15 protein-coding genes are annotated in these 18,392 nt (G+C 62.6%); 9 read left to right on the forward strand and 6 right to left on the reverse strand.

The window, feature by feature from the left end; translation table 11 throughout:
- Window positions 1-79 precede the first annotated feature (79 nt).
- Together ACOZK4_RS24655 and ACOZK4_RS24660 are read right to left on the reverse strand one after the other, a co-directional pair.
- Window positions 80-1,363: an NAD(P)/FAD-dependent oxidoreductase gene (locus ACOZK4_RS24655; RefSeq protein WP_421594321.1), complete on the reverse strand. Its 1,284-nt coding sequence runs from the start codon at window positions 1,361-1,363 to the stop codon at window positions 80-82.
- 98 nt (window positions 1,364-1,461) lie between these two features.
- Entirely contained in the window at window positions 1,462-2,901 is a 1,440-nt protein-coding gene (locus ACOZK4_RS24660; protein WP_421594322.1) for a glutamine synthetase family protein, read from the reverse strand.
- A gap of 168 nt (window positions 2,902-3,069) precedes the next feature.
- Here ACOZK4_RS24660 and ACOZK4_RS24665 point away from each other — a divergent pair, with 168 nt between their 5' ends.
- The 3 genes from ACOZK4_RS24665 (at window position 3,070) to ACOZK4_RS24675 (ending at window position 7,314) form a co-directional block, all read left to right on the forward strand.
- The gene (locus ACOZK4_RS24665) at window positions 3,070-4,251 is read left to right on the forward strand and encodes an NAD(P)/FAD-dependent oxidoreductase (RefSeq protein WP_421594323.1); all 1,182 of its coding nucleotides are present in this window, start codon (window positions 3,070-3,072) and stop codon (window positions 4,249-4,251) included.
- A 162-nt stretch (window positions 4,252-4,413) separates the two neighbouring features.
- A complete protein-coding gene (locus ACOZK4_RS24670; RefSeq protein WP_421594324.1) occupies window positions 4,414-4,551 on the forward strand; it encodes a hypothetical protein in 138 nt (45 codons plus the stop codon).
- 237 nt (window positions 4,552-4,788) lie between these two features.
- Window positions 4,789-7,314 carry a methyl-accepting chemotaxis protein gene (locus ACOZK4_RS24675; RefSeq protein WP_421594325.1) on the forward strand — a complete coding sequence of 842 codons (2,526 nt, stop codon included), beginning with the start codon at window positions 4,789-4,791 and terminating at the stop codon, window positions 7,312-7,314.
- 78 nt (window positions 7,315-7,392) lie between these two features.
- Here the strand turns inward: ACOZK4_RS24675 and ACOZK4_RS24680 are convergent, their stop codons facing one another.
- Window positions 7,393-7,845: an Lrp/AsnC family transcriptional regulator gene (locus ACOZK4_RS24680; RefSeq protein ID WP_421594326.1), complete on the reverse strand. Its 453-nt coding sequence runs from the start codon at window positions 7,843-7,845 to the stop codon at window positions 7,393-7,395.
- A 117-nt stretch (window positions 7,846-7,962) separates the two neighbouring features.
- Between ACOZK4_RS24680 and ACOZK4_RS24685 the strand changes: the two genes are divergently transcribed.
- Window positions 7,963-8,937, forward strand: a complete 975-nt coding sequence (locus tag ACOZK4_RS24685; RefSeq protein ID WP_421594327.1) for a nucleoside recognition domain-containing protein — start codon at window positions 7,963-7,965, stop codon at window positions 8,935-8,937.
- 72 nt (window positions 8,938-9,009) lie between these two features.
- Here ACOZK4_RS24685 and ACOZK4_RS24690 read toward each other — a convergent pair whose 3' ends face one another.
- Complete coding sequence (locus ACOZK4_RS24690) at window positions 9,010-9,249, reverse strand: hypothetical protein (protein WP_023516665.1); 240 nt, start codon at window positions 9,247-9,249, stop codon at window positions 9,010-9,012.
- A gap of 48 nt (window positions 9,250-9,297) precedes the next feature.
- Window positions 9,298-10,587: an isocitrate lyase gene (aceA, locus tag ACOZK4_RS24695; RefSeq protein ID WP_421594328.1), complete on the reverse strand. Its 1,290-nt coding sequence runs from the start codon at window positions 10,585-10,587 to the stop codon at window positions 9,298-9,300.
- A 218-nt stretch (window positions 10,588-10,805) separates the two neighbouring features.
- Between aceA and ACOZK4_RS24700 the strand changes: the two genes are divergently transcribed.
- The 5 genes from ACOZK4_RS24700 to ACOZK4_RS24720 all read left to right on the forward strand — a co-directional run bounded on the left by ACOZK4_RS24700 (window position 10,806) and on the right by ACOZK4_RS24720 (window position 16,463).
- Window positions 10,806-12,221 (forward strand): helix-turn-helix domain-containing protein, encoded by a 1,416-nt coding sequence (locus tag ACOZK4_RS24700; RefSeq protein ID WP_421594329.1) that lies wholly within the window; start codon window positions 10,806-10,808, stop codon window positions 12,219-12,221.
- A gap of 184 nt (window positions 12,222-12,405) precedes the next feature.
- Window positions 12,406-13,500 carry a polyamine ABC transporter substrate-binding protein gene (locus ACOZK4_RS24705; protein WP_421594330.1) on the forward strand — a complete coding sequence of 365 codons (1,095 nt, stop codon included), beginning with the start codon at window positions 12,406-12,408 and terminating at the stop codon, window positions 13,498-13,500.
- A gap of 81 nt (window positions 13,501-13,581) precedes the next feature.
- A complete protein-coding gene (locus ACOZK4_RS24710) occupies window positions 13,582-14,724 on the forward strand; it encodes an ABC transporter ATP-binding protein (protein WP_313523668.1) in 1,143 nt (380 codons plus the stop codon).
- A 4-nt stretch (window positions 14,725-14,728) separates the two neighbouring features.
- Entirely contained in the window at window positions 14,729-15,640 is a 912-nt protein-coding gene (locus tag ACOZK4_RS24715) for an ABC transporter permease subunit (protein ID WP_421594331.1), read from the forward strand.
- Between the two features lie 4 nt (window positions 15,641-15,644).
- On the forward strand, window positions 15,645-16,463 hold the full coding sequence (locus ACOZK4_RS24720) for an ABC transporter permease subunit (RefSeq protein WP_421594332.1): 819 nt from the start codon (window positions 15,645-15,647) through the stop codon (window positions 16,461-16,463).
- An 18-nt stretch (window positions 16,464-16,481) separates the two neighbouring features.
- Here the strand turns inward: ACOZK4_RS24720 and ACOZK4_RS24725 are convergent, their stop codons facing one another.
- On the reverse strand, window positions 16,482-18,329 hold the full coding sequence (locus ACOZK4_RS24725; RefSeq protein ID WP_421594333.1) for an AsmA family protein: 1,848 nt from the start codon (window positions 18,327-18,329) through the stop codon (window positions 16,482-16,484).
- Window positions 18,330-18,392 lie beyond the last annotated feature (63 nt).

Consider the following 18,392-nt stretch of genomic DNA (forward strand, 5'->3'; position numbering starts at 1 on the left):
GTTCTGTTGTCGGGCGTTATAATCTAATCGATTTAAAAACACCAGCGTGCAACGCAACAAAATCGATGTTCCGTGTCGATCAAAGCCTGTCGCGCAGCGCGTACCATGTCATGGCGAGGAACAGAAGGGGCGAACGGAACCTCGACCCACCGGGGAAGGCCGGGATTTTCAGGGCCTTCAGCTGGTCGAGCTCCGGGCTTCCACCGGTTACGTCCTCGGCATAGAGCTTGCCACAATAGTTTGACAGCATGACGCCGTGGCCGGAATAACCGCCGATCGTCGTAATGCCGGGCATGACCTCGCGGACATAGGGCTTGCGCGGCATGGTGATGCCGACGGAGCCGCCCCAGGCATGGGTGAGTTCGATGCCCTTCAGCTCCGGATAGACCTCCTCGATCTGCCGGCGGATGGGCGGTGTCATGTCGTCGAGATTTTCCGAATAGGCCTCGCGACCGCCGAACAGCAGACGGCCGTCGCGGGTCTTGCGGAAATAGCGCACGACGAAACGCGTATCAGCGATCGCCTCGCCGCCGGGAATGACCGAGGGGAATTTATCGAGCGGCACGGTTGCGCCGATGAAGGAGCGGATCGGCATCACATGCGCCGCCGTCTTCGGCTCGAGATTGCCGATATAGGCATTGCAGCAGATCAAGGCCTTGTCGGCGCGGATCGTGCCCTTCGCGGTGGTGATCACGGCCTTGCCGCCCGCCCGCTCGATCTTCAGGGCAGGGGTCTTTTCATGCAGGCTGGCGCCGGCCGCCTGTGCCGCGCGGGCAACGCCGACCAGGAGCTTCATCGGGTGGATATGGCCGGTGCCGGTGTCGCGCATGCCGAAGAAGAAGCGCTTCGAGCCGACGCGCTGTTCGGTCTCTGTGCGGTCCATATAGCTCAGATGCTTGTAGCCGAAGCGGGTCGCGGCGATCTCGATATGGTCGCGGAAGTCCTTTTCGTAGCTCGCCTTGTGGCTGACATTGAGCTGGCCGGGCACGTAGTCGATTTCGAGGTTCTGCGCGGCGGCGAAATCGTGGATATGCTGCTTGGCATTTTCCGCGAGGTCGAACAGCGCCTTGGCGCGCTCGAAGCCGAGTTCGGCCTCAAGCGTCTCCGCGTCGGAGCGCTGGCCGGTGCCGAGCTGGCCGCCATTGCGGCCGGAGGCACCGTCGCCGAAGCGATGCGCCTCGATGAGCGTGACGCGCACGCCCTTCTTCGCGAGATTGTAGGCGGCCTGCAGGCCGGTGAAACCACCGCCGACAACGGCGACATCGGTCTCGACGGAGCCGTCGAGCGGGGCATATTCGGGACGGTCGCCGACACTGGCCTCATACCAGGAGACGCCGGGGGAAATCGGGCTTTGCCAGGGCATAGCGCACACTCATTCGGTCAGGAGGGTGCGGCGGCGCGCCGGGGCGCCGGCCGCTTCTCAGGGACTGATCGTTTCAGCGGCCCGGACCGCCTGATAGCTCAGACGTTGAGCAGCAGGAACTCGCGTTCCCAGGGGCTGATCACCTGCATGAAGGTCTCGAACTCGCCGCGCTTGACGCCGGCATAGAGCCCGATGAACTCCGCGCTCAGAACCTCCGCCAGGGCCGGGTCCGATTCCAGCAGCGAGACGGCTTCGAGAAGGCCGCGCGGCAGGTCGATCGACCCTTCATTGGCGGTGTCTTCCGTCGGCGGGCTCGGATCGATCTGGTTCATGATGCCGAGCAGGCCGCAGCCGAGCGAGGCCGCGAGCGCGAGATACGGATTGGCATCCGATCCCGGCAGACGGTTCTCGACGCGCCGCGCTGCGGCATCCGAAACCGGGATGCGGAAAGCGGTGGTGCGGTTGTCATAACCCCAGGCATTGTTGACCGGCGCCGACATTTCGGGCGTCAGGCGGCGATAGGAGTTCACATAGGGCGCCATCATGACAAGCGTCTTCGGCACATAGGCCTGCATGCCGCCGATGAAGTGGAAGAACTCCTTCGAAGCCGATCCGTCCGGATTGGAGAAGACGTTCTTGCCCGTCTCGATCTCCACCACCGACTGGTGGATGTGCATCGCCGATCCCGCCTGGCCCTGCATGGGCTTGGCCATGAAGGTGGCATAGATGCCGTGTTTGAGCGCCGCCTCGCGGATCGTGCGCTTGAACAGGAACACCTGGTCGGCCAGTTCCACCGGATCGCCGTGGCGCAGGTTGATTTCGAGCTGTGCCGGACCCTCTTCGTGGATCAGGGTGTCGATCTCGAGACCCTGCTTTTCCGAGAAGTGGTAGATGTCGTCGATCAGTTCGTCGAACTCGTTGATCCCTGCGATGGAATAGCCCTGGCCGCCCTGGATGGCGCGGCCGGACCGGCCCTTCGGCGGATGCAGCGGATAGTCCGGGTCCTCGTTCATCGCGACGAGATAGAACTCGATCTCAGGGGCCACGACCGGTTTCCAGCCGCGGTCGCTATACATCTTCACGACGTTCTTCAGAACGTTGCGCGGCGTATAGGGCACGCTTTCGCCGGTCGAGCCGACGATGTCGCAGATGACCTGCGCGGTCGGATCGGTTTCCCACGGCACGACGGACAGCGTCGAAAGATCCGGCAACAGCTTGAGGTCGCTGTCGCGCGGCTCATAGCGGAAATTGCCGGTCTCTTCCGGGTAGTCGCCGGAAATCGTGTGGCGGTAGAGGGCGGAAGGCAGCGCCAGCGAGGTGTTCGAGGTGAATTTCGACGACGGCATCATCTTCCCGCGCGGGACGCCTGCAAGATCAGGCGTGATGCATTCGATATCCTCGATACCGCGGGCCCGAAGCCAGTCTGCGGCGTCCTTCCAGGTCTTTACCCCTCGTGGCACGCTGATGGAGGGAGGTACTTTTCCAGAGCGTACGGCTTTCTCGATTGTAGGGGTAACGACTTTCTTTTTGGACGGCATGACACACCGGGTTTGTTGACGATGGCGCCATCATAGACAGAGTTAAACCCTTTACTAGCTCCCCCCGGGGGGTAGAAAACGCGATTTTTGCGGTATTTTTTGTTTTTCCTGTCCCGATTGACTTTCTGGCGCGATAGCAGAAAGGAAAGGCGAACGGGGATTTTGGACGTGGCAGAACGGCGGGACGTCGTCATTATCGGGGCAGGCGCGGCAGGCATGATGTGCGCCATCGAAGCAAGCAGGCGGGGTCGCCGCGTGCTGGTGCTCGACCATGCGAAGGCGCCCGGTGAGAAAATCCGCATCTCCGGCGGCGGGCGCTGCAACTTCACCAACATCCATGCCGGCCCGAAGAATTTCCTCTCGGCCAACCCGCATTTCGCCAAATCGGCGCTCGCCCGCTACACGCCGCGCGATTTCCTCGATCTGGTCGAGCGCCACCGCATAGCCTGGCATGAAAAGACCCTGGGCCAGCTGTTCTGCGACAACTCGGCGAAGGACATCATCGCCATGCTGCTTGCCGAAATGAAGGCGGCAGGCGCGGAGCTTCGCCTTTCGACCGCCATCACCGACATCGCCCATGACGGCCATTCCTTCCGCATCGCCACGGAGCACGGCCTCATCGAGGCGGCCTCGCTGGTCATCGCTACCGGCGGCAAGTCGATCCCGAAAATGGGCGCGACGGGGTTTGCCTACCGTGTCGCCGAGCAGTTCGGCTTAGCCGTCACGGAAACCCGCGCAGGCCTGGTGCCGCTGATGCTCGATCCGGTGACGCTTGCCGCGCATGACGGCCTGCCGGGCGTCGCCGTGGATGTCATCGCCCGCCACGGTAAGACGGAATTTGCGGAAGCGGCCCTCTTCACCCATCGCGGCCTCAGCGGCCCCGCCATCCTGCAAATCTCCTCCTATTGGCGCGAAGGCGAGGAGATCTCGCTGCACATCCGCCCCGATCTCGACTTCGCCGCCGTCATTGCCGCCGCTCGCAAGCAGAACGGCCGGCAGGCGGTGCAGACGGTGCTTGCCGACCATATCCCGAAGAAGCTGGCGCAGCTTCTCGTCAGCGAACTCGGTATCGACGGGACGCTTGCCGAGCAGCCGGGAAAACGCATCGAGGCGCTCGTGCAGAAGCTGCGCGACTGGCGTTTCCGTCCGCCGGGCTCGGAAGGCTATCGCACGTCGGAAGTCACGCTCGGCGGTGTCGATACGGCAGCGCTCGATTCCCGCAGCATGGCGGCGAAGACGGTGCCGGGGCTCTATTTCGTGGGTGAGGCGGTGGATGTGACCGGCTGGCTCGGCGGTTACAATTTCCAGTGGGCCTGGGCCTCCGGCCATGCGGCGGGCCTGGATGCGTGAGCCTGCGACGCAGGAATAGCGATACGGTCTTTACCGCCCGTTAAGACCTCGCGGCCGATGCTGCCGGAATGTCGGCGTTTCCCGCCTTCGGGAGACAACATGATGTGGGCCGGCTGGCCGGATCATCCGGGTATCTGTTCTCGCGTAACGGAGTATCGCCGCATGTCTGAAAGACGCCGTCCTGCCCGCGCCATCGCCATTGCAGCCGCCGAAGAAAGCCGCCGCCGCCTCGTTGCGATCGGCATCAACTGCGCGCTTGCAGCTGTTCTCGTCGCTGTCCTTGCCGTCGCTGCCCTCTGAATTCCGACCGTCATAAATCGGTTGAAATTGGTGATGGAATTTTAAAGATTGCCGCCGATGATCCCCGCATAGGGTTCCGGAAGCCGCGTCCCATTATGGATGCCTGCGGCATGCAATGACTGCTCCCCCGGATACGCGGCATTGCGGCCGCATGAAGTCGGTAATCCGGCGTCCGAATCCTGGGGAGGCCCTAAAAAGGGGCAGGGGTGGAGCACGCCGACAACGGATGTTCCGCCAATGTTTATTGATCGCATTCTCGCACGCTTCAAAATCCAGACGAAGGTTCTGGTCTTCATTCTGCCCTTCGTGCTCTCGATCTGCGCCGTGGGCTTTACCGGGCTTTATGCCTCCGGCCTGCTGCAGGGCCGCATGGAAATTTCCAACAGCGTTCTCCAGTCGCTGAGCGGCTTCAAGGACGTCTATGCCGGCATGAACCGGTTCCTTCAGAACACCAGCGAGGAGACCCGCGATGCGGTCAACGAGCGGCTGAAGGCGCAGGTATCCCTTCTTCGCCAGACGATGGACGGCCTGACGCCCGATGTCGATGCCTCCAAGCTTATGGATGCCCAGAAGCAGACCAAGGACATCGAGGCGCGCATGGACGGGCTGTGGCTGCTCTATGTCAACGAGAACAAGCTGCACGACAAGATGGGCAAGAACCTCAGCACGCTGTCCAGCGAGCAGGTCAAGATCCTTGACGAGGCGACGAAGCTGCAGCGCACCGTGCGGCAGAACGAGAACGCCGCAAAGAGCATGCTGCGCGAGGCCGAGCGCCTGACGACGGCCAGCAAGTTCTTCGGCGACCTGCTCTCGGAATTCAGCCGCGGCGCCACGCCTGATGACCAGCTGAAGGTCATCAAGGAGCGTTTCCCCTTCATTTCGAAGACCGAGCGCTCCATCTCGACGATCCTTCCGAAGAACCAGAAGGTCGTCTCCATCACCATCCGCAACACGATCGACGAACTCAGCGGCTTCCTGTCCTCGTCGGAGCCCGCTTCCGTCACGGTGCCGGAAATCGCGCGCCGCGTGAACCGCTTCCGCCAGGTCACCATTCAGATGCAGGGGGCCGCCGCCGAAAAGATGCGCGAAGCGACCCGCATCTTCGGCGAGCTCGACGAGCCGATCATCAAGTCCGAGGCGGTTCTCGCCTCGACACGCAAGCTGGTCTCGTCGATCGACGACATCGAAGTCGCCGCCGTGCGTTTCCTCGGCCAGACCTCGGACGACAATCGCGTCAAGCTGCTCGGCAACCTCTCCATGCTGCAGATCGACATCAAGGGCCTGCGCGGCACGGCAAGCGGCCTGCCGTTCTTCGACACGGTCGACGAGACGCTGACGCCGGTTCTGGAACGCATCCAGGCCGACAGCGATGCGCTGGTAAAGATCAGCGCCCAGCGCAATGCGGATTTCGATGCGGCCGGCATGTCCATCGATTCCATCTGGAACCTGCTCAGCCAGTTTGCCGAGGAGCAGAAGACCAGCGCCGGCACGGAACGGGAAAAGGCCAACCAGGTCTCCGTTCTCGCGACCGTCATCGGCGCGGCGATCGCCGTGCTGGCCGGTATCGCGCTGGTTCTGACGCTGAAAGGCCCGATCGGCCAGATCACCGGTGCGATGCGCCGCCTGGCCGATGGTTTCCTCGACACCGGCATATCAGGCGAAGGCCGCGCCGACGAAATCGGCGACATGGCCCGCGCGCTCGGCGTGTTCAAGGAAAACGCGCTGTCGAAAATCCGCGTGGAAGCCGAAAGCGAGCAGCAGCGCGCCGAGGCGGAAGCCGAACGCAGCCGCAACGATGCGGAAAAGCAGGCGCTTGACCGGCAGATCGATTTCGCGGTGAACGCACTTGCCGCCGGCCTCGGGCGTCTCGCCCAGGGCGACCTGTCGCGCCAGATCGATACGCCGTTTACCGGCCGTCTCGAACAGCTGCGCCAGGACTTCAACGTCTCGCTCGAACGCCTTCAGGACACGCTCGGCCAGATTCGCTCCAATGCGCTGTCGATCCAGCGCAGCGGCAACGATATGCTGCAATCGGCCGATGCGCTCTCCAAGCGCACCGAAGCGCAGGCCTCTTCGCTGGAGGAGACCGCCGCCGCCGTCGAGCAGATCACCGTGACCGTGCGCTCCTCCGCCGAGCGGGCGCATGAAGCCAATGTCGTCGTCGGCGCCACCAAGCGCAGTGCTGACAGCTCCGCCTCCGTCGTCAACAATGCGATCGCCGCCATGGGCCGCATCGAGGGCGCCTCGCGCCAAATCGAGCAGATCATCGAGGTCATCGACGACATCGCCTTCCAGACCAATCTGCTTGCCCTCAATGCCGGTATCGAAGCGGCACGGGCAGGCGAGGCCGGCAAGGGCTTTGCCGTCGTGGCGCAGGAAGTGCGCGAGCTTGCCCAGCGTTCGGCCAGTGCCGCCCGCGAGATCAAGGGCCTGATCGAGAAGTCGACGAGCGAGGTCAGCGCCGGTTCGCACCTCGTGCAGGAGACGGGTTCGGTGCTCGCTTCGATCAGCCAGCAGATCGTCACCGTCAGCCAGCATGTGGATATGATGGCGACGGCGAGCCGCGACCAGGCGGCCGCCCTTCAGGAGGTCAATGGTTCCGTCAACCAGATGGACCAGATGACCCAGCAGAACGCCTCGATGGTGGATCTCACGACCACCGCCAGCCGCAAGCTTGCCGGCGATGCCGACACGCTGATGATGCTGGTCGAGCAGTTCCGCCTGGAGGCCGACGAACACGCGGCGGTTTATCGCGCGGCCTGAGTGCCGTTATTCGGATCGAATGCAGAGCCCCGGCGCGTAGAAAGCGCGCCGGGGTTTTCTTTTGTTCGCAGGATCCCGTCAAAGCCGGATGGCGGTTTCCTCTTTCGCCGTGCGGATGACCACCATGGTGAAGAACCGGGCGACGTTGTTTTCGTCGCTGAACAGCCGGTCGCAGAGCGGCACATATTCCTCCATGTCGCACAGGCGCAGCATCAGGACGACATCGGTCTCGCCGGTGACGGCATAGGCCTGCGAAACGGCCTCTTCGGCAACGGCAATATCCAGGAAGCGGCGCATGTGCTGCTCGCCGTGCAGCTTGAGTTCCACCGTGACCAGTGCCTTGATCGTGCGGCCCGCCTTGGCCGGATTGAGGATCGCGACGATACGCTCGATCACACCGGATTTTCGGAGCCGCTGCGTGCGGCGCAGGCAGCTCGAGGGCGACAGGCCCACTGCATCCGCGAGATCCACATTGGTGCGCGACGCGTCGCGTTGCAGGAGGTTCAGAAGCTTCTTGTCGATGCGGTCCATGGGCCGAGCATATTCCCCAACGCGATCTTTGCAATAAAATTGCATTCGACTGCAATCTTTGACCAAAAGTGCGAAGCGGTTCGGGCTAGAGGATGGACAACGCAAGAGGAGCCCGCCATGCCGTTCGTCACGTACGCCCTGAACAAGACCAGGGAAACCCTCGCCATCTACTGGGTGCTTGTCCGGATTACCGTCCCTATTGCCCTCCTGACGGAGTTTTTGGCCAGGATGGGCGTGATCGAGGCGATGACGCCGGCTTTTGCACCGATCATGAACCTTGTCGGGCTTCCGCCCGAACTCGGTCTGGCATGGTTGACCGGCATGCTCGTCGGGATATGGGGTGCCGTGCCGCTCCTCTTCACCCTCGTTCCGGTGTCCTCGCTCAGCGTGGCTGACGTCACGGTCTTTTCGGCGCTCATCCTGTTTGCGCACGGCCTCCCCATCGAGCAGAAGATCATTCAGCAGGCCGGTCCGGGCATGATCGCCACGACGGTGCTGCGCCTTGCCGGCGGCCTGCTCTATGCCTTCCTGCTGCATCATGTGCTCAACGCGACAGGCTGGCTTTCGGCCCCGGTTGATCCCGCCTGGATCCCGCTCGGCGCGACCCCCGATTGGGCCCACTATCTGCGCGGCCTTGCGGAGACGATGGTCTGGATGCTCGTCATCCTCGTCGTCCTCTCCTGGAGCCTCGAGCTTCTCACGGTCACCGGCGTGCTGGCTCTCTTGATGAAGGCGCTTTCGCCGGTGCTGCGTCTGGCAGGCATCCGCGGCGAGGCGGAGCATCTCACCGCCGTTGGTCTCTTCCTCGGCATTTCCTATGGCGCCGGCCTTCTGATCCGCGAGGCGCAATCGGGCGCGATATCGCCGCGCCAGATTTTTTTGTCCTGCGTTTTCATGGGCTTTGCCCATAGCGTGATCGAGGACACGCTCATCGTGATCTCGCTTGGGGCGGATGTGTACGGCGTGCTTATCGGGCGAATTGTCTTCGCCATCGCGGCAACGGCCATCCTTGCCGCTCTGCTGCGCCAGCTCTCCGACCGAGCCTTCTTTGCCCGGATGTTTCGGATGGATGCCATAAAAGCCGGCGGATGATGCGGAATGCCTGAAACGAAAAATCCCCGGCGCAGGGAACGCCGGGGATTTTCTTTGACTGGATGATGCCTATCAGCCGCGACCCTGCGTCACGATGACCGGGATCAAGAGGTCGCCCCAGTTGCCCTCTCCACCGTGGTGGCGGGCGGAGCGGACGAGCTCGACCGAAACGCCGGCCTCGACCGCCTTCATGACGGACTGGTTGAGGCGGTGCAGGTCGTTGGCGACCATGCGGATCATGGCCTGCTGGTCGGGGGTCATGGCGGAAGCCTGTTCTTCAGCGCGTTCCTTGACTCGGGTCTGGACTGTCATGGCATTTCTCCTCTTATAACGGGGTTCTTGAAGGGCTGACGGGACGGGTTATTCGGCGGCCGGGCGGAACTGTTCGTGCTCGGTCGATTCGTGCATTGCGGTCGTCGAGGACTGGCCGCCGGTGATGGCCATGGAGACGGCATCGAAATAGCCGGTGCCGACTTCGCGCTGGTGCTTGGTCGCGGTGTAGCCGTTGATCTCGGCGGCGAATTCCGCTTCCTGCAGCTCCGAGTAAGCGGCCATCTGGCGCTCCTTGTAGCCGCGGGCCAGTTCAAACATGCCGAAGTTCAGCTGGTGGAAGCCGGCGAGCGTGATGAACTGGAACTTGTAGCCCATCGCACCCAGCTCGCGCTGGAACTTGGCGATCGTCGCGTCGTCCAGGTTCTTCTTCCAGTTGAACGAGGGCGAGCAATTGTAGGCGAGCAGCTTGCCGGGATGGGCCTTGTGCACGGCTTCGGCGAACTTGCGGGCCTGTTCGAGGTCCGGCTTGCCGGTCTCCATCCAGATCAGGTCGCAATGCGGCGCATAGGAGATGGCGCGCGCAATGCAGGGCTCGATGCCGTTCTTGACCTGGTAGAAGCCTTCGACCGTGCGGCCCTTGTCCTTATCGACGAAGGGCTGGTCGCGCTCGTCGATATCGGAGGTGAGGAGCTTTGCAGCCTCGGCATCGGTGCGGGCGACGATCAGCGTCGGGACACCCATGACGTCGGCGGCAAGGCGCGCGGCGTCGAGATTGCGGATATGCGCGGCGGTCGGGATCAGAACCTTGCCACCGAGATGGCCGCACTTCTTTTCCGATGCCAGCTGGTCCTCGAAGTGAACGCCGGCGGCACCCGCCTCGATGAAGGCCTTCATGATCTCGAAGGCGTTGAGCGGGCCGCCGAAGCCGGCTTCCGCATCGGCGACGATCGGGGCGAACCAGGTGTCGACCGAAAGGCCGTTGCCCTCGGCAGTCTCGATCTGGTCGGCGCGCTGGAGCGTGCGGTTGATGCGCTTGGCCAGTTCCGGCGCGGCATTGGCCGGATAGAGCGACTGGTCGGGATACATGGCGGAGGCCGTGTTGGCATCGGCGGCGACCTGCCAGCCTGAGAGATAGATCGCCTTCAGGCCGGCGCGGACCATCTGCATGGCCTGGTTGCCCGAGAGCGCGCCGAGCGCGTTGACGAAATCTTCCTCGTGGATGAGCTTCCACAGACGGTTCGCGCCGTTTTCAGCCAACGTGTGGCGGATCTGGACCGAGCCGCGCAGCTTCTCGACCGTCTGAGCCGTATAGGGGCGCTCGATGCCGTCGAAGCGGCCCTTCGGTGCGCTCGGAACGAGATTGTAAAAATCGGTCATAGTATCCTCCAATGCGGTCTCTCGGGATCGGGCTGGTGTCATTTGTTGCCCGATTTGATGTGACAGTATTTACATCGCAGCGCACAATAGGGCGAGAGAAAACCGGAAAATCAGCGGGATAATCGGGTAATGATGTCTTGTCTTTGACAGTTTCGATCTGTAAAAAAGTAAAGATTGTAAATTTTACGATCGTGCAATCCGTGTAAAGGATGTGACATATGGCGGAGAACAAGATCTTTGCCGGCCCGAAAGTCCGGCGCATCCGCAACACGCTCGGCCTGACCCAGACAGCGATGGCCGAGGGGCTTTCGATCTCGCCGTCCTATCTGAACCTGATCGAGCGCAACCAGCGCCCCCTGACGGTGCAGCTGCTGCTGCGGCTCGCTTCCGTTTACAAAGTCGATCTCGACGATCTCCAGGGCGAGAGCGCCGGCAATGCGCGCCAGCTGCGCGAGGTCTTTGCCGATCCGCTGCTGTCGGGCGAACTGCCTGGTGATCATGAGCTGGTGGAAATCGCCGACGCCGCGCCGAATGTCGCAAGCGGCATCGTCAAGCTCTACCGCGCCTATCGTGAACAGGCTGCCCGCCTCACCGACCTTGCCGACCTGCTCGCCCGCGAGGGACATGCCACCACGCTCGCCGGCACGCTGCTGCCGATGGACGAGGTGCGCGACAAGCTGGAGGCGCGCCCCAACTATTTCGGCGCCATCGAGGAGGCGGCCGAGCGGTTTCATGCGGCGCTGGCGCCGGGTGACGACCTGACCAATGCCCTCAAGGGCTGGCTGCGCAAGGAGCACGGCGTCGTCGTGCGCGCGCTGCCGGTCCACACGATGCCGAACCTGCGCCGCCGCTTCGACCGGCATTCCATGCGCCTCTTTCTCTCCGAGCGCCTTTCGCCCTTCGATCAGCTGCGCGAGATCGCCATGGAGACGGTGCAGCTGGCGCTTCAGGATGAAATCTTCGCCGAACTCGACCTGCTCGCCTTTTCCACTGCGGAGGCAAAGCGCATCGCCCGCTTCGAGCTAGCCCGCTACGCCGCCCACGCCCTGATGATGCCCTATGAGGCCTTCCATGCGACGGCACAGCGCGTGCGCTATGATGTCGATGTGCTGCGCTCGCGCTTCGGCGTCTCCTTCGAGCAGGCCGCAAACCGGCTGACCATGCTGCAACGGCCGGGCAAGACAGGCGTGCCCTTCTTTCTACTGGAGATCGACAATGCCGGCCATCGCTTCCGCCGGGCCGGCGCGCAGGGCTTTCCACAGGCGCGCTTCGGCGGCGGCTGTCCGAAACTCGGCGTGCACTCCGCCTTCTCCCAGCCGGGGCAGATTCTCGTCGATCGTGTCGAAATGCCCGATGGCGGCGCCTTCCTGACGGTGTCGCGCACGCTGGAGGGGCCGCAGGGCACCTTTGGCGAACGGGTGCGCCGTACCGCGCTGCTGCTGGGCTGCGATGCCGCCCACGCCGAGGAAACGGTCTATGGCGAGGCGGTGCGCCGCGACGGTGCCGTCGCGGTCGGCACGGCCTGTCGATTGTGCGAGCGGCAGGGCTGTCTGGCCCGCGCCGAGCCCCCGGTGACGCGCCCGCTCGGGCTCGATGAAATGGTCGCGGGCCTCAGCCTTTTCGACTTCCAGTAAATTTCCGCTTGATTTCCGTCGCCGATAGGTTTTGAAATCTGATAGGAATGGGAACAATGTGATATCAAAATTCGCTCTCTGTTTGCGTAGAATGCAGCTTGTCGCCTCCCGAAAAACAACCATAATCGGCGACTGTTCTTCCTACGAACTCATAGACCCGCGAAAGAAACTGGGAGATAAATCAATGATAAAACATATTCTTTTGGCGACGGCTGCCCTTGGCGCAATCCTTGGTGCCGGCAGCGCGCTTGCGCAGGAAAAGGTGGTCAACGTCTACAACTGGTCGGATTATATCGACAGCTCCATTGTCGACGACTTCACCAAGGAAACCGGCATCAAGGTCGTCTACGACGTCTACGATAGCAACGAAATTCTCGAAACGAAGCTTCTCGCCGGAGGTACCGGCTATGACGTGGTCGTGCCGACCAACACGTTCCTGCAGCGCCAGATTTCCGCCGGCGTCTACCAGAAGCTCGACAAGTCCAAGCTGCCGAACCTGAAGAACATGTGGGACATGGTGTCCGAACGCATGCAGCCGTTCGACCCGGGCAATGAATATTCGATCAATTACATGTGGGGCACGATCGGCATCGGCTACAACAAGGCCAAGATCAAGGAAGCGCTCGGCACCGACCAGATCGACAGCTGGAACGTGATCTTCGATCCGGCCAATGCCGAAAAGCTCAAGGATTGCGGCATCAACCTGCTGGATTCACCGACCGACATCATTCCGGTGACGCTCGCCTATCTCGGTCTCAACCCCGACAGCCATGATCCGGCCGATATCGCCAAGGCTGAGGAAGCCCTGCAGAAGATCCGGCCCTTCGTGCGCAAGTTCCATTCGTCGGAATTCATCAACGGCCTCGCGAACGGCGACATCTGCATCGCCGTCGGCTGGTCGGGTGATATCTTCCAGGGTCGCGATCGCGCCGACGAAGCCAAGAACGGCGTCGAGATCGGCTATGCCATTCCGAAGGAAGGCACGCAGATGTGGTTCGACCAGATGGCGATCCCCGCCGACGCGCCGCATGTCGAAGAGGCGCACGCCTTCCTCGATTACATCATGCGCCCGGAAGTCATCGCCAAGGCATCGACCTACATACACTATGCCAACGGCAACAAGGCGGCACAGGCCGTGATGCCGGAAGAGATCGTCAAGGACACGACGATCTATCCGGATGACGCGACGCTGAAGAAGCTCTTCACCAACACGACTTTGGACCCGAAGACGCAGCGCCTGTTCACGCGCACCTGGACCAAGATCGTGACCGGCCAATAACCGGTCCGAAGCGAATTGCCCGGAAGTTTCTTCCGGGCATTTTCTTATGAATTGCCCGAAAATAAGAGATGGGGACAGGCAATGAAATCTCTCGGCAATATTCGTCGCGCCTTTGCACCGTGGACGGACCCGGACGCAAAACCATACATCACGTTCCGCAATGTCACGAAGAGGTTCGGCGATTTCACGGCCGTCGATGATCTCACACTCAACATCTATCACCGCGAGTTCTTCGCGCTGCTCGGCGCATCGGGCTGCGGCAAGTCCACGCTGCTGCGCATGCTGGCCGGCTTCGAGCGACCGACCTCGGGCGAGATCATCCTCGACGGCCAGGACATTGCCGGCATCCCGCCCTACAAGCGGCCCGTAAACATGATGTTCCAGTCCTACGCACTCTTCCCGCACATGTCGGTCGAGAGCAATATCGGTTTCGGCCTGCGCCAGGACGGCATGCCGAAGAACGAGATCGCCGAGCGCGTCACCCAAATGCTCAAGCTGGTGAAGCTGGAGAAATTCGCCAAGCGCAAGCCGCACCAGCTTTCCGGTGGCCAGCGCCAGCGCGTGGCGCTCGCCCGTTCGCTCGCCAAGCGCCCGAAAGTGCTGCTGCTCGACGAGCCGCTCGGCGCGCTCGACAAGAAGCTGCGCGAGGAAACCCAGTTCGAACTGATGGATTTGCAGCAGGAACTCGGCCTGACCTTCGTCGTCGTGACCCACGACCAGGAAGAGGCAATGACCATGGCCGACCGCATCGCGGTGATGAGCCACGGCAAGGTCATCCAGGTCGCGACGCCGGCGGAAATCTACGAGGCGCCGAACTCCCGCTTCGTGGCCGACTTCATCGGCGACGTGAACATTCTCGACGGCAAGGTCTCGGCCAGCGGCAACGGCAAGATCGAACTCGCCGTCGCTGAAGGCTTCACCGTGCGCACCGCCACCGGCAACACGCCGGCCGCAGGCTCCGCCGCAGGTTTCGCCATCCGTCCGGAGAAGCTGAAGGTCACGCGGGCCGCCCCCGCCGACGCATCCGTCAACGCCGCGCAGGGCGAGATCTGGGATATCGGCTATCTCGGCGACATGACGGTCTTCTACGTCAAGCTCGCCAGCGGCAAGGTGGTGAAGGCCTCCATGCTGAATGCGCAGCGCGAGGTCGAGGACCCGATCGCCTATGACGAAAAGGTCTGGGTCTCCTTCGGCGAAACGGCCGGCGTCGTGCTGAAGGATTGACCCGATGAAGAAGCTCGGCTCCGCCATCTTCAGCCGCCTTGTCATCATCATTCCCTATGCCTGGCTGCTGTTCTTCTTCCTCATCCCCTTCTTCATCGTCTTCCGCATTTCGCTGTCGACAACGGCCATCGCCCAGCCGCCTTACGAGCCGGCTTTCGCATGGTCGGACGGCTTGTCCGGTATTCTGACGAAGATGGGGCAATTCAGCTTCGATAATTTCATCTGGCTGACCGAGGATTCGCTCTATTTCAACGCCTATATGTCGAGCATCTGGATCGCCGGCGTTTCCACGCTGGTGACGCTCCTGATCGGCTATCCCATCGCCTATGGCATGGCGCAGGCTCCGCGCACGTTGCGACCCACGCTCCTGATGCTGGTGATCCTGCCGTTCTGGACCAGCTTCCTCATCCGCGTCTATGCCTGGATTGCCATCCTGAAACCCGAAGGGCTGCTCAACCAGTTCCTGCTGAACCTCGGCGTCATCGACCAGCCGCTGATCATCATGAACACCAATTGGGCGATCTATATCGGTATTGTCTATTCCTATCTGCCCTTCATGATCCTGCCGCTCTATTCCGCGCTGGAGAAGATGGACAACACCCTGATCGAGGCCGCACAGGATCTCGGCTGCCCGCAGATGACCGCGTTCTGGAAGGTGACCTTCCCGCTCTCCATTCCCGGCATCGTCGCGGGCTGCATGCTGGTCTTCATTCCGGCCGTGGGCGAGTTCGTCATTCCCGACCTGCTCGGCGGATCGCAGACGCTGATGATCGGCAAGACGTTGTGGAACGAATTCAACGCAAACCGCGACTGGCCGGTCTCGGCTGCCGTCGCAACCATCCTGCTCCTCATCCTGGTCGTGCCCATCGTGTTCTTCCAGAATGCGCAGGCCAAGGCCGAAGAGCAGGGGAGGTAAGCCCATGAACACCTGGTCCCGTTTCAATATCGCATCGGTCGTTCTCGGCTTTTCCTTCCTCTATCTGCCGATCGTGCTGCTGGTCGTCTTCTCCTTCAACGAGTCCAAGCTCGTAACGGTCTGGGCCGGCTTCTCGACCAAATGGTACGTTTCGCTGTTCCACAATCAGGGCCTGATGGACGCCGCCTGGGTGACGATCCGCGTGGCGCTGATCTCGGCAACGGCGGCCACGGCCCTGGGCACCATGGCGGCGCTGGCGCTGACGCGCTATACGCGTTTCCGTGGCCGGCTGCTGTTTTCCGGCATGGTCTACGCGCCGCTCGTCATGCCGGAGGTCATCACCGGCCTGTCGCTGCTGCTGCTCTTCGTCGCTATCGGCTTCGACCGCGGCTTCGTCACGGTCATGCTGGCGCATATTACCTTCTCGATGTGCTTCGTGACGGTGGTGGTGCAGTCGCGTCTGCTCTCCTTCGACCGTTCTGTTGAAGAGGCCGCGCTGGACCTTGGCGCAACGCCGGTCAGGACCTTCCTGGAGGTGACGCTTCCGATCATCGCGCCGGCCGTTCTGTCCGGCTGGATGCTGGCGCTGACGCTGTCGCTCGACGACCTCGTCATTTCCTCGTTCACGTCAGGCCCCGGCGCCACCACGCTGCCGATGAAGATCTACAGCCAGGTGCGTTTGGGTGTGACGCCGGAAATCAACGCGGCCTGCACCCTGCTCATCGGCTTCGTCGCCATCGGCGTCATCATTGCTTCGATCATGACGAAGCGCCGCGAGGTGCAGCGTCAACGCGATGAGCAGGCGGCCTTCGCCGGCCGCTGAGCATTCAGCAAAATGCGATTACTGGCGGGGCTGCTGCCCCGTCAGAATCGAGATGGGCGAGATCACCGGCTCCGGCCAGGACCCGCCGACGAAGAAGCTGAGGGCCGGATTGACCACGGCCGCATCCGCCTGCGGCCTGTCGGCCAGCGTCCCGGCCAGCGCCAGGCTTCCCGAACGATAGGGGATCATGCCGGACAGCGTCAGAAGCTTCTCGTTGCTTTCGATCTCCGCCTTGGTGAGTTCGGCAATGCCCCGGTCGAGCCGGGCTTCCAGATCGGCGCGCACGAAATCGAAGGAGCCATCAGCGGCACTGGAGATACTGAAAAAGGCGTTTTTCGCGGCCTGTTCCTCGAAGGCCTGACGGTTGAAATGGGTCAGTGTTCCCGGTCCCATGCGCAGGCGGAACTGGCCGGACATATCCGATAGCGTCGTTGCCCAAAGCGGTCGGTCCGTCGAAAGCTCGAAATCGGCCGAGCCATGGCCTGACGGCAGCGGTCCGGGCAGCGCGAGCGTGCTGACGACCGTGCCGATATCGACATTATCAAGCGACATCTGCACCTGCGCACCGCCGCGGAACCCCTGTTCGTTCAGCGCGATGCGGCCGGTCATGCGGCCGTCGAGGAGCGTGCTGTCGCCGACGTCGAAGGAGGCGCGGCCGTTTTCGATGCGTATGCCCGCGGCCAGACCCTGCAGCGAAAAAGGCGCGAACTCCGCCGTCTTGGCGGAGAGACGCAGATCCATGCCGAACTGGTGCACGAAAGCCGTATCGAGCGGCGTCGCGGTCTCCTTGGAGCCCGGCAGCGGCGCAAAGGCCGAAAGCAGGGCCTTGAGGTCGATATGATCGAAGGCCAGCGTGCCGCCGATCTGGGGCAGGCCGCGCGGCGGCAGATTGACGTCGAGCACGCCGGTCGCCTCGACATTGTCGAGAGCGAGCTTCACGTCCTCGAGCTTGGCCGTGTAGCCGGCCGTCGCGACCTTCGCCTCGACATTCACCGACCCGACATTGCCGATGGCGGAAATGTCCTTGCCCTGCCAGGCGAGCAGATGGGCAAGCGACGGCGTCGAAAGCTGCATGGTGCCGGCAGCGAAGGCGGCATGTGAAAGGTTGGCCATGCCCTCGAAATTCAGCGTCGCCGGATCGGCGGACAGGCTGGTGCGGGCATTGGCGTTGCGCCCTGCCAACAGTGCCAGCGGCTGGTCGCAGCCAAAGGTCCAGCGGGTCATCTCGCCGTTGACGATGCCGGAAAGCGAGAGGTCCATGGGCTGGCGGAGCGCCGGCCAGGTGATGATGCCGTTGATATCGGACACGCGATAGGCCGGCGTCTCGCCTGCACGGGCGACCTCAAGGATGCCGTCGGTGATGGTGATCGTGCCGAGACGCTCGCTCGGCATGGCGAGGATCGCATGTCCCTCGGGCGTCGCGGCGGTCACATCGATCGCCTGCGCCAGCCAGCCGCTGTGTTTCCAGTTGAAGGCGCCCGCCGCATTCCAGCCGACGCGCACCGTTGGACGCACCAGTTCGAGATCGCTGAAGACGGGATCGCCGCGCACCGCGCCAATGAGATCGAAAGTCGCCGAAATCGTCTCGACGGACGCCAGTTCCTCGCTCTTGCCGTCGACCGGACGCGTGGCGATGCGCACATTGCCGATCGTCACGCGCGGATAGGGCCAGAAGGCAAATTCCGGCTCCTTGCCGATGCGCACCTCAGCCCCCGTCCAGGCCTCCAGCGTTTCCTTGATCGCCTTGCCGACGGTGTCGGTCTGGAGAAGGAAGGGAACGCCGATACGCACCGCAAACAGCAAGGCGAGCGCGACAAGGAGACCCCGCACCAGGAGCTTTGAACGGATGAAACGGGACAGGGTCATTCGGGCACGGATCCTCTGCCGTCAGCTCTTTTATTGGGTTGCGCGAAGGGGATAGGCGCTCGG

Origin of the sequence: Shinella sp. M27, assembly GCF_049199905.1 — a bacterium.
Classification (GTDB): domain Bacteria; phylum Pseudomonadota; class Alphaproteobacteria; order Rhizobiales; family Rhizobiaceae; genus Shinella.

What these genes read in the sequence shown, in the direction of transcription:
- ACOZK4_RS24700 (WP_421594329.1), top strand. Translation starts at nt 10,806, where the DNA reads ATGGCGGAGAACAAGATCTTTGCCGGCCCGAAAGTCCGGCGCATCCGC.
- ACOZK4_RS24670 (WP_421594324.1), top strand. Translation starts at nt 4,414, where the DNA reads ATGTCTGAAAGACGCCGTCCTGCCCGCGCCATCGCCATTGCAGCCGCC.
- ACOZK4_RS24690 (WP_023516665.1), bottom strand. Translation starts at nt 9,249, where the DNA reads ATGACAGTCCAGACCCGAGTCAAGGAACGCGCTGAAGAACAGGCTTCC.
- ACOZK4_RS24720 (WP_421594332.1), top strand. Translation starts at nt 15,645, where the DNA reads ATGAACACCTGGTCCCGTTTCAATATCGCATCGGTCGTTCTCGGCTTT.
- ACOZK4_RS24705 (WP_421594330.1), top strand. Translation starts at nt 12,406, where the DNA reads ATGATAAAACATATTCTTTTGGCGACGGCTGCCCTTGGCGCAATCCTT.
- ACOZK4_RS24710 (WP_313523668.1), top strand. Translation starts at nt 13,582, where the DNA reads ATGAAATCTCTCGGCAATATTCGTCGCGCCTTTGCACCGTGGACGGAC.
- ACOZK4_RS24715 (WP_421594331.1), top strand. Translation starts at nt 14,729, where the DNA reads ATGAAGAAGCTCGGCTCCGCCATCTTCAGCCGCCTTGTCATCATCATT.
- aceA (WP_421594328.1), bottom strand. Translation starts at nt 10,587, where the DNA reads ATGACCGATTTTTACAATCTCGTTCCGAGCGCACCGAAGGGCCGCTTC.
- ACOZK4_RS24725 (WP_421594333.1), bottom strand. Translation starts at nt 18,329, where the DNA reads ATGACCCTGTCCCGTTTCATCCGTTCAAAGCTCCTGGTGCGGGGTCTC.
- ACOZK4_RS24655 (WP_421594321.1), bottom strand. Translation starts at nt 1,363, where the DNA reads ATGCCCTGGCAAAGCCCGATTTCCCCCGGCGTCTCCTGGTATGAGGCC.
- ACOZK4_RS24660 (WP_421594322.1), bottom strand. Translation starts at nt 2,901, where the DNA reads ATGCCGTCCAAAAAGAAAGTCGTTACCCCTACAATCGAGAAAGCCGTA.
- ACOZK4_RS24685 (WP_421594327.1), top strand. Translation starts at nt 7,963, where the DNA reads ATGCCGTTCGTCACGTACGCCCTGAACAAGACCAGGGAAACCCTCGCC.
- ACOZK4_RS24675 (WP_421594325.1), top strand. Translation starts at nt 4,789, where the DNA reads ATGTTTATTGATCGCATTCTCGCACGCTTCAAAATCCAGACGAAGGTT.
- ACOZK4_RS24680 (WP_421594326.1), bottom strand. Translation starts at nt 7,845, where the DNA reads ATGGACCGCATCGACAAGAAGCTTCTGAACCTCCTGCAACGCGACGCG.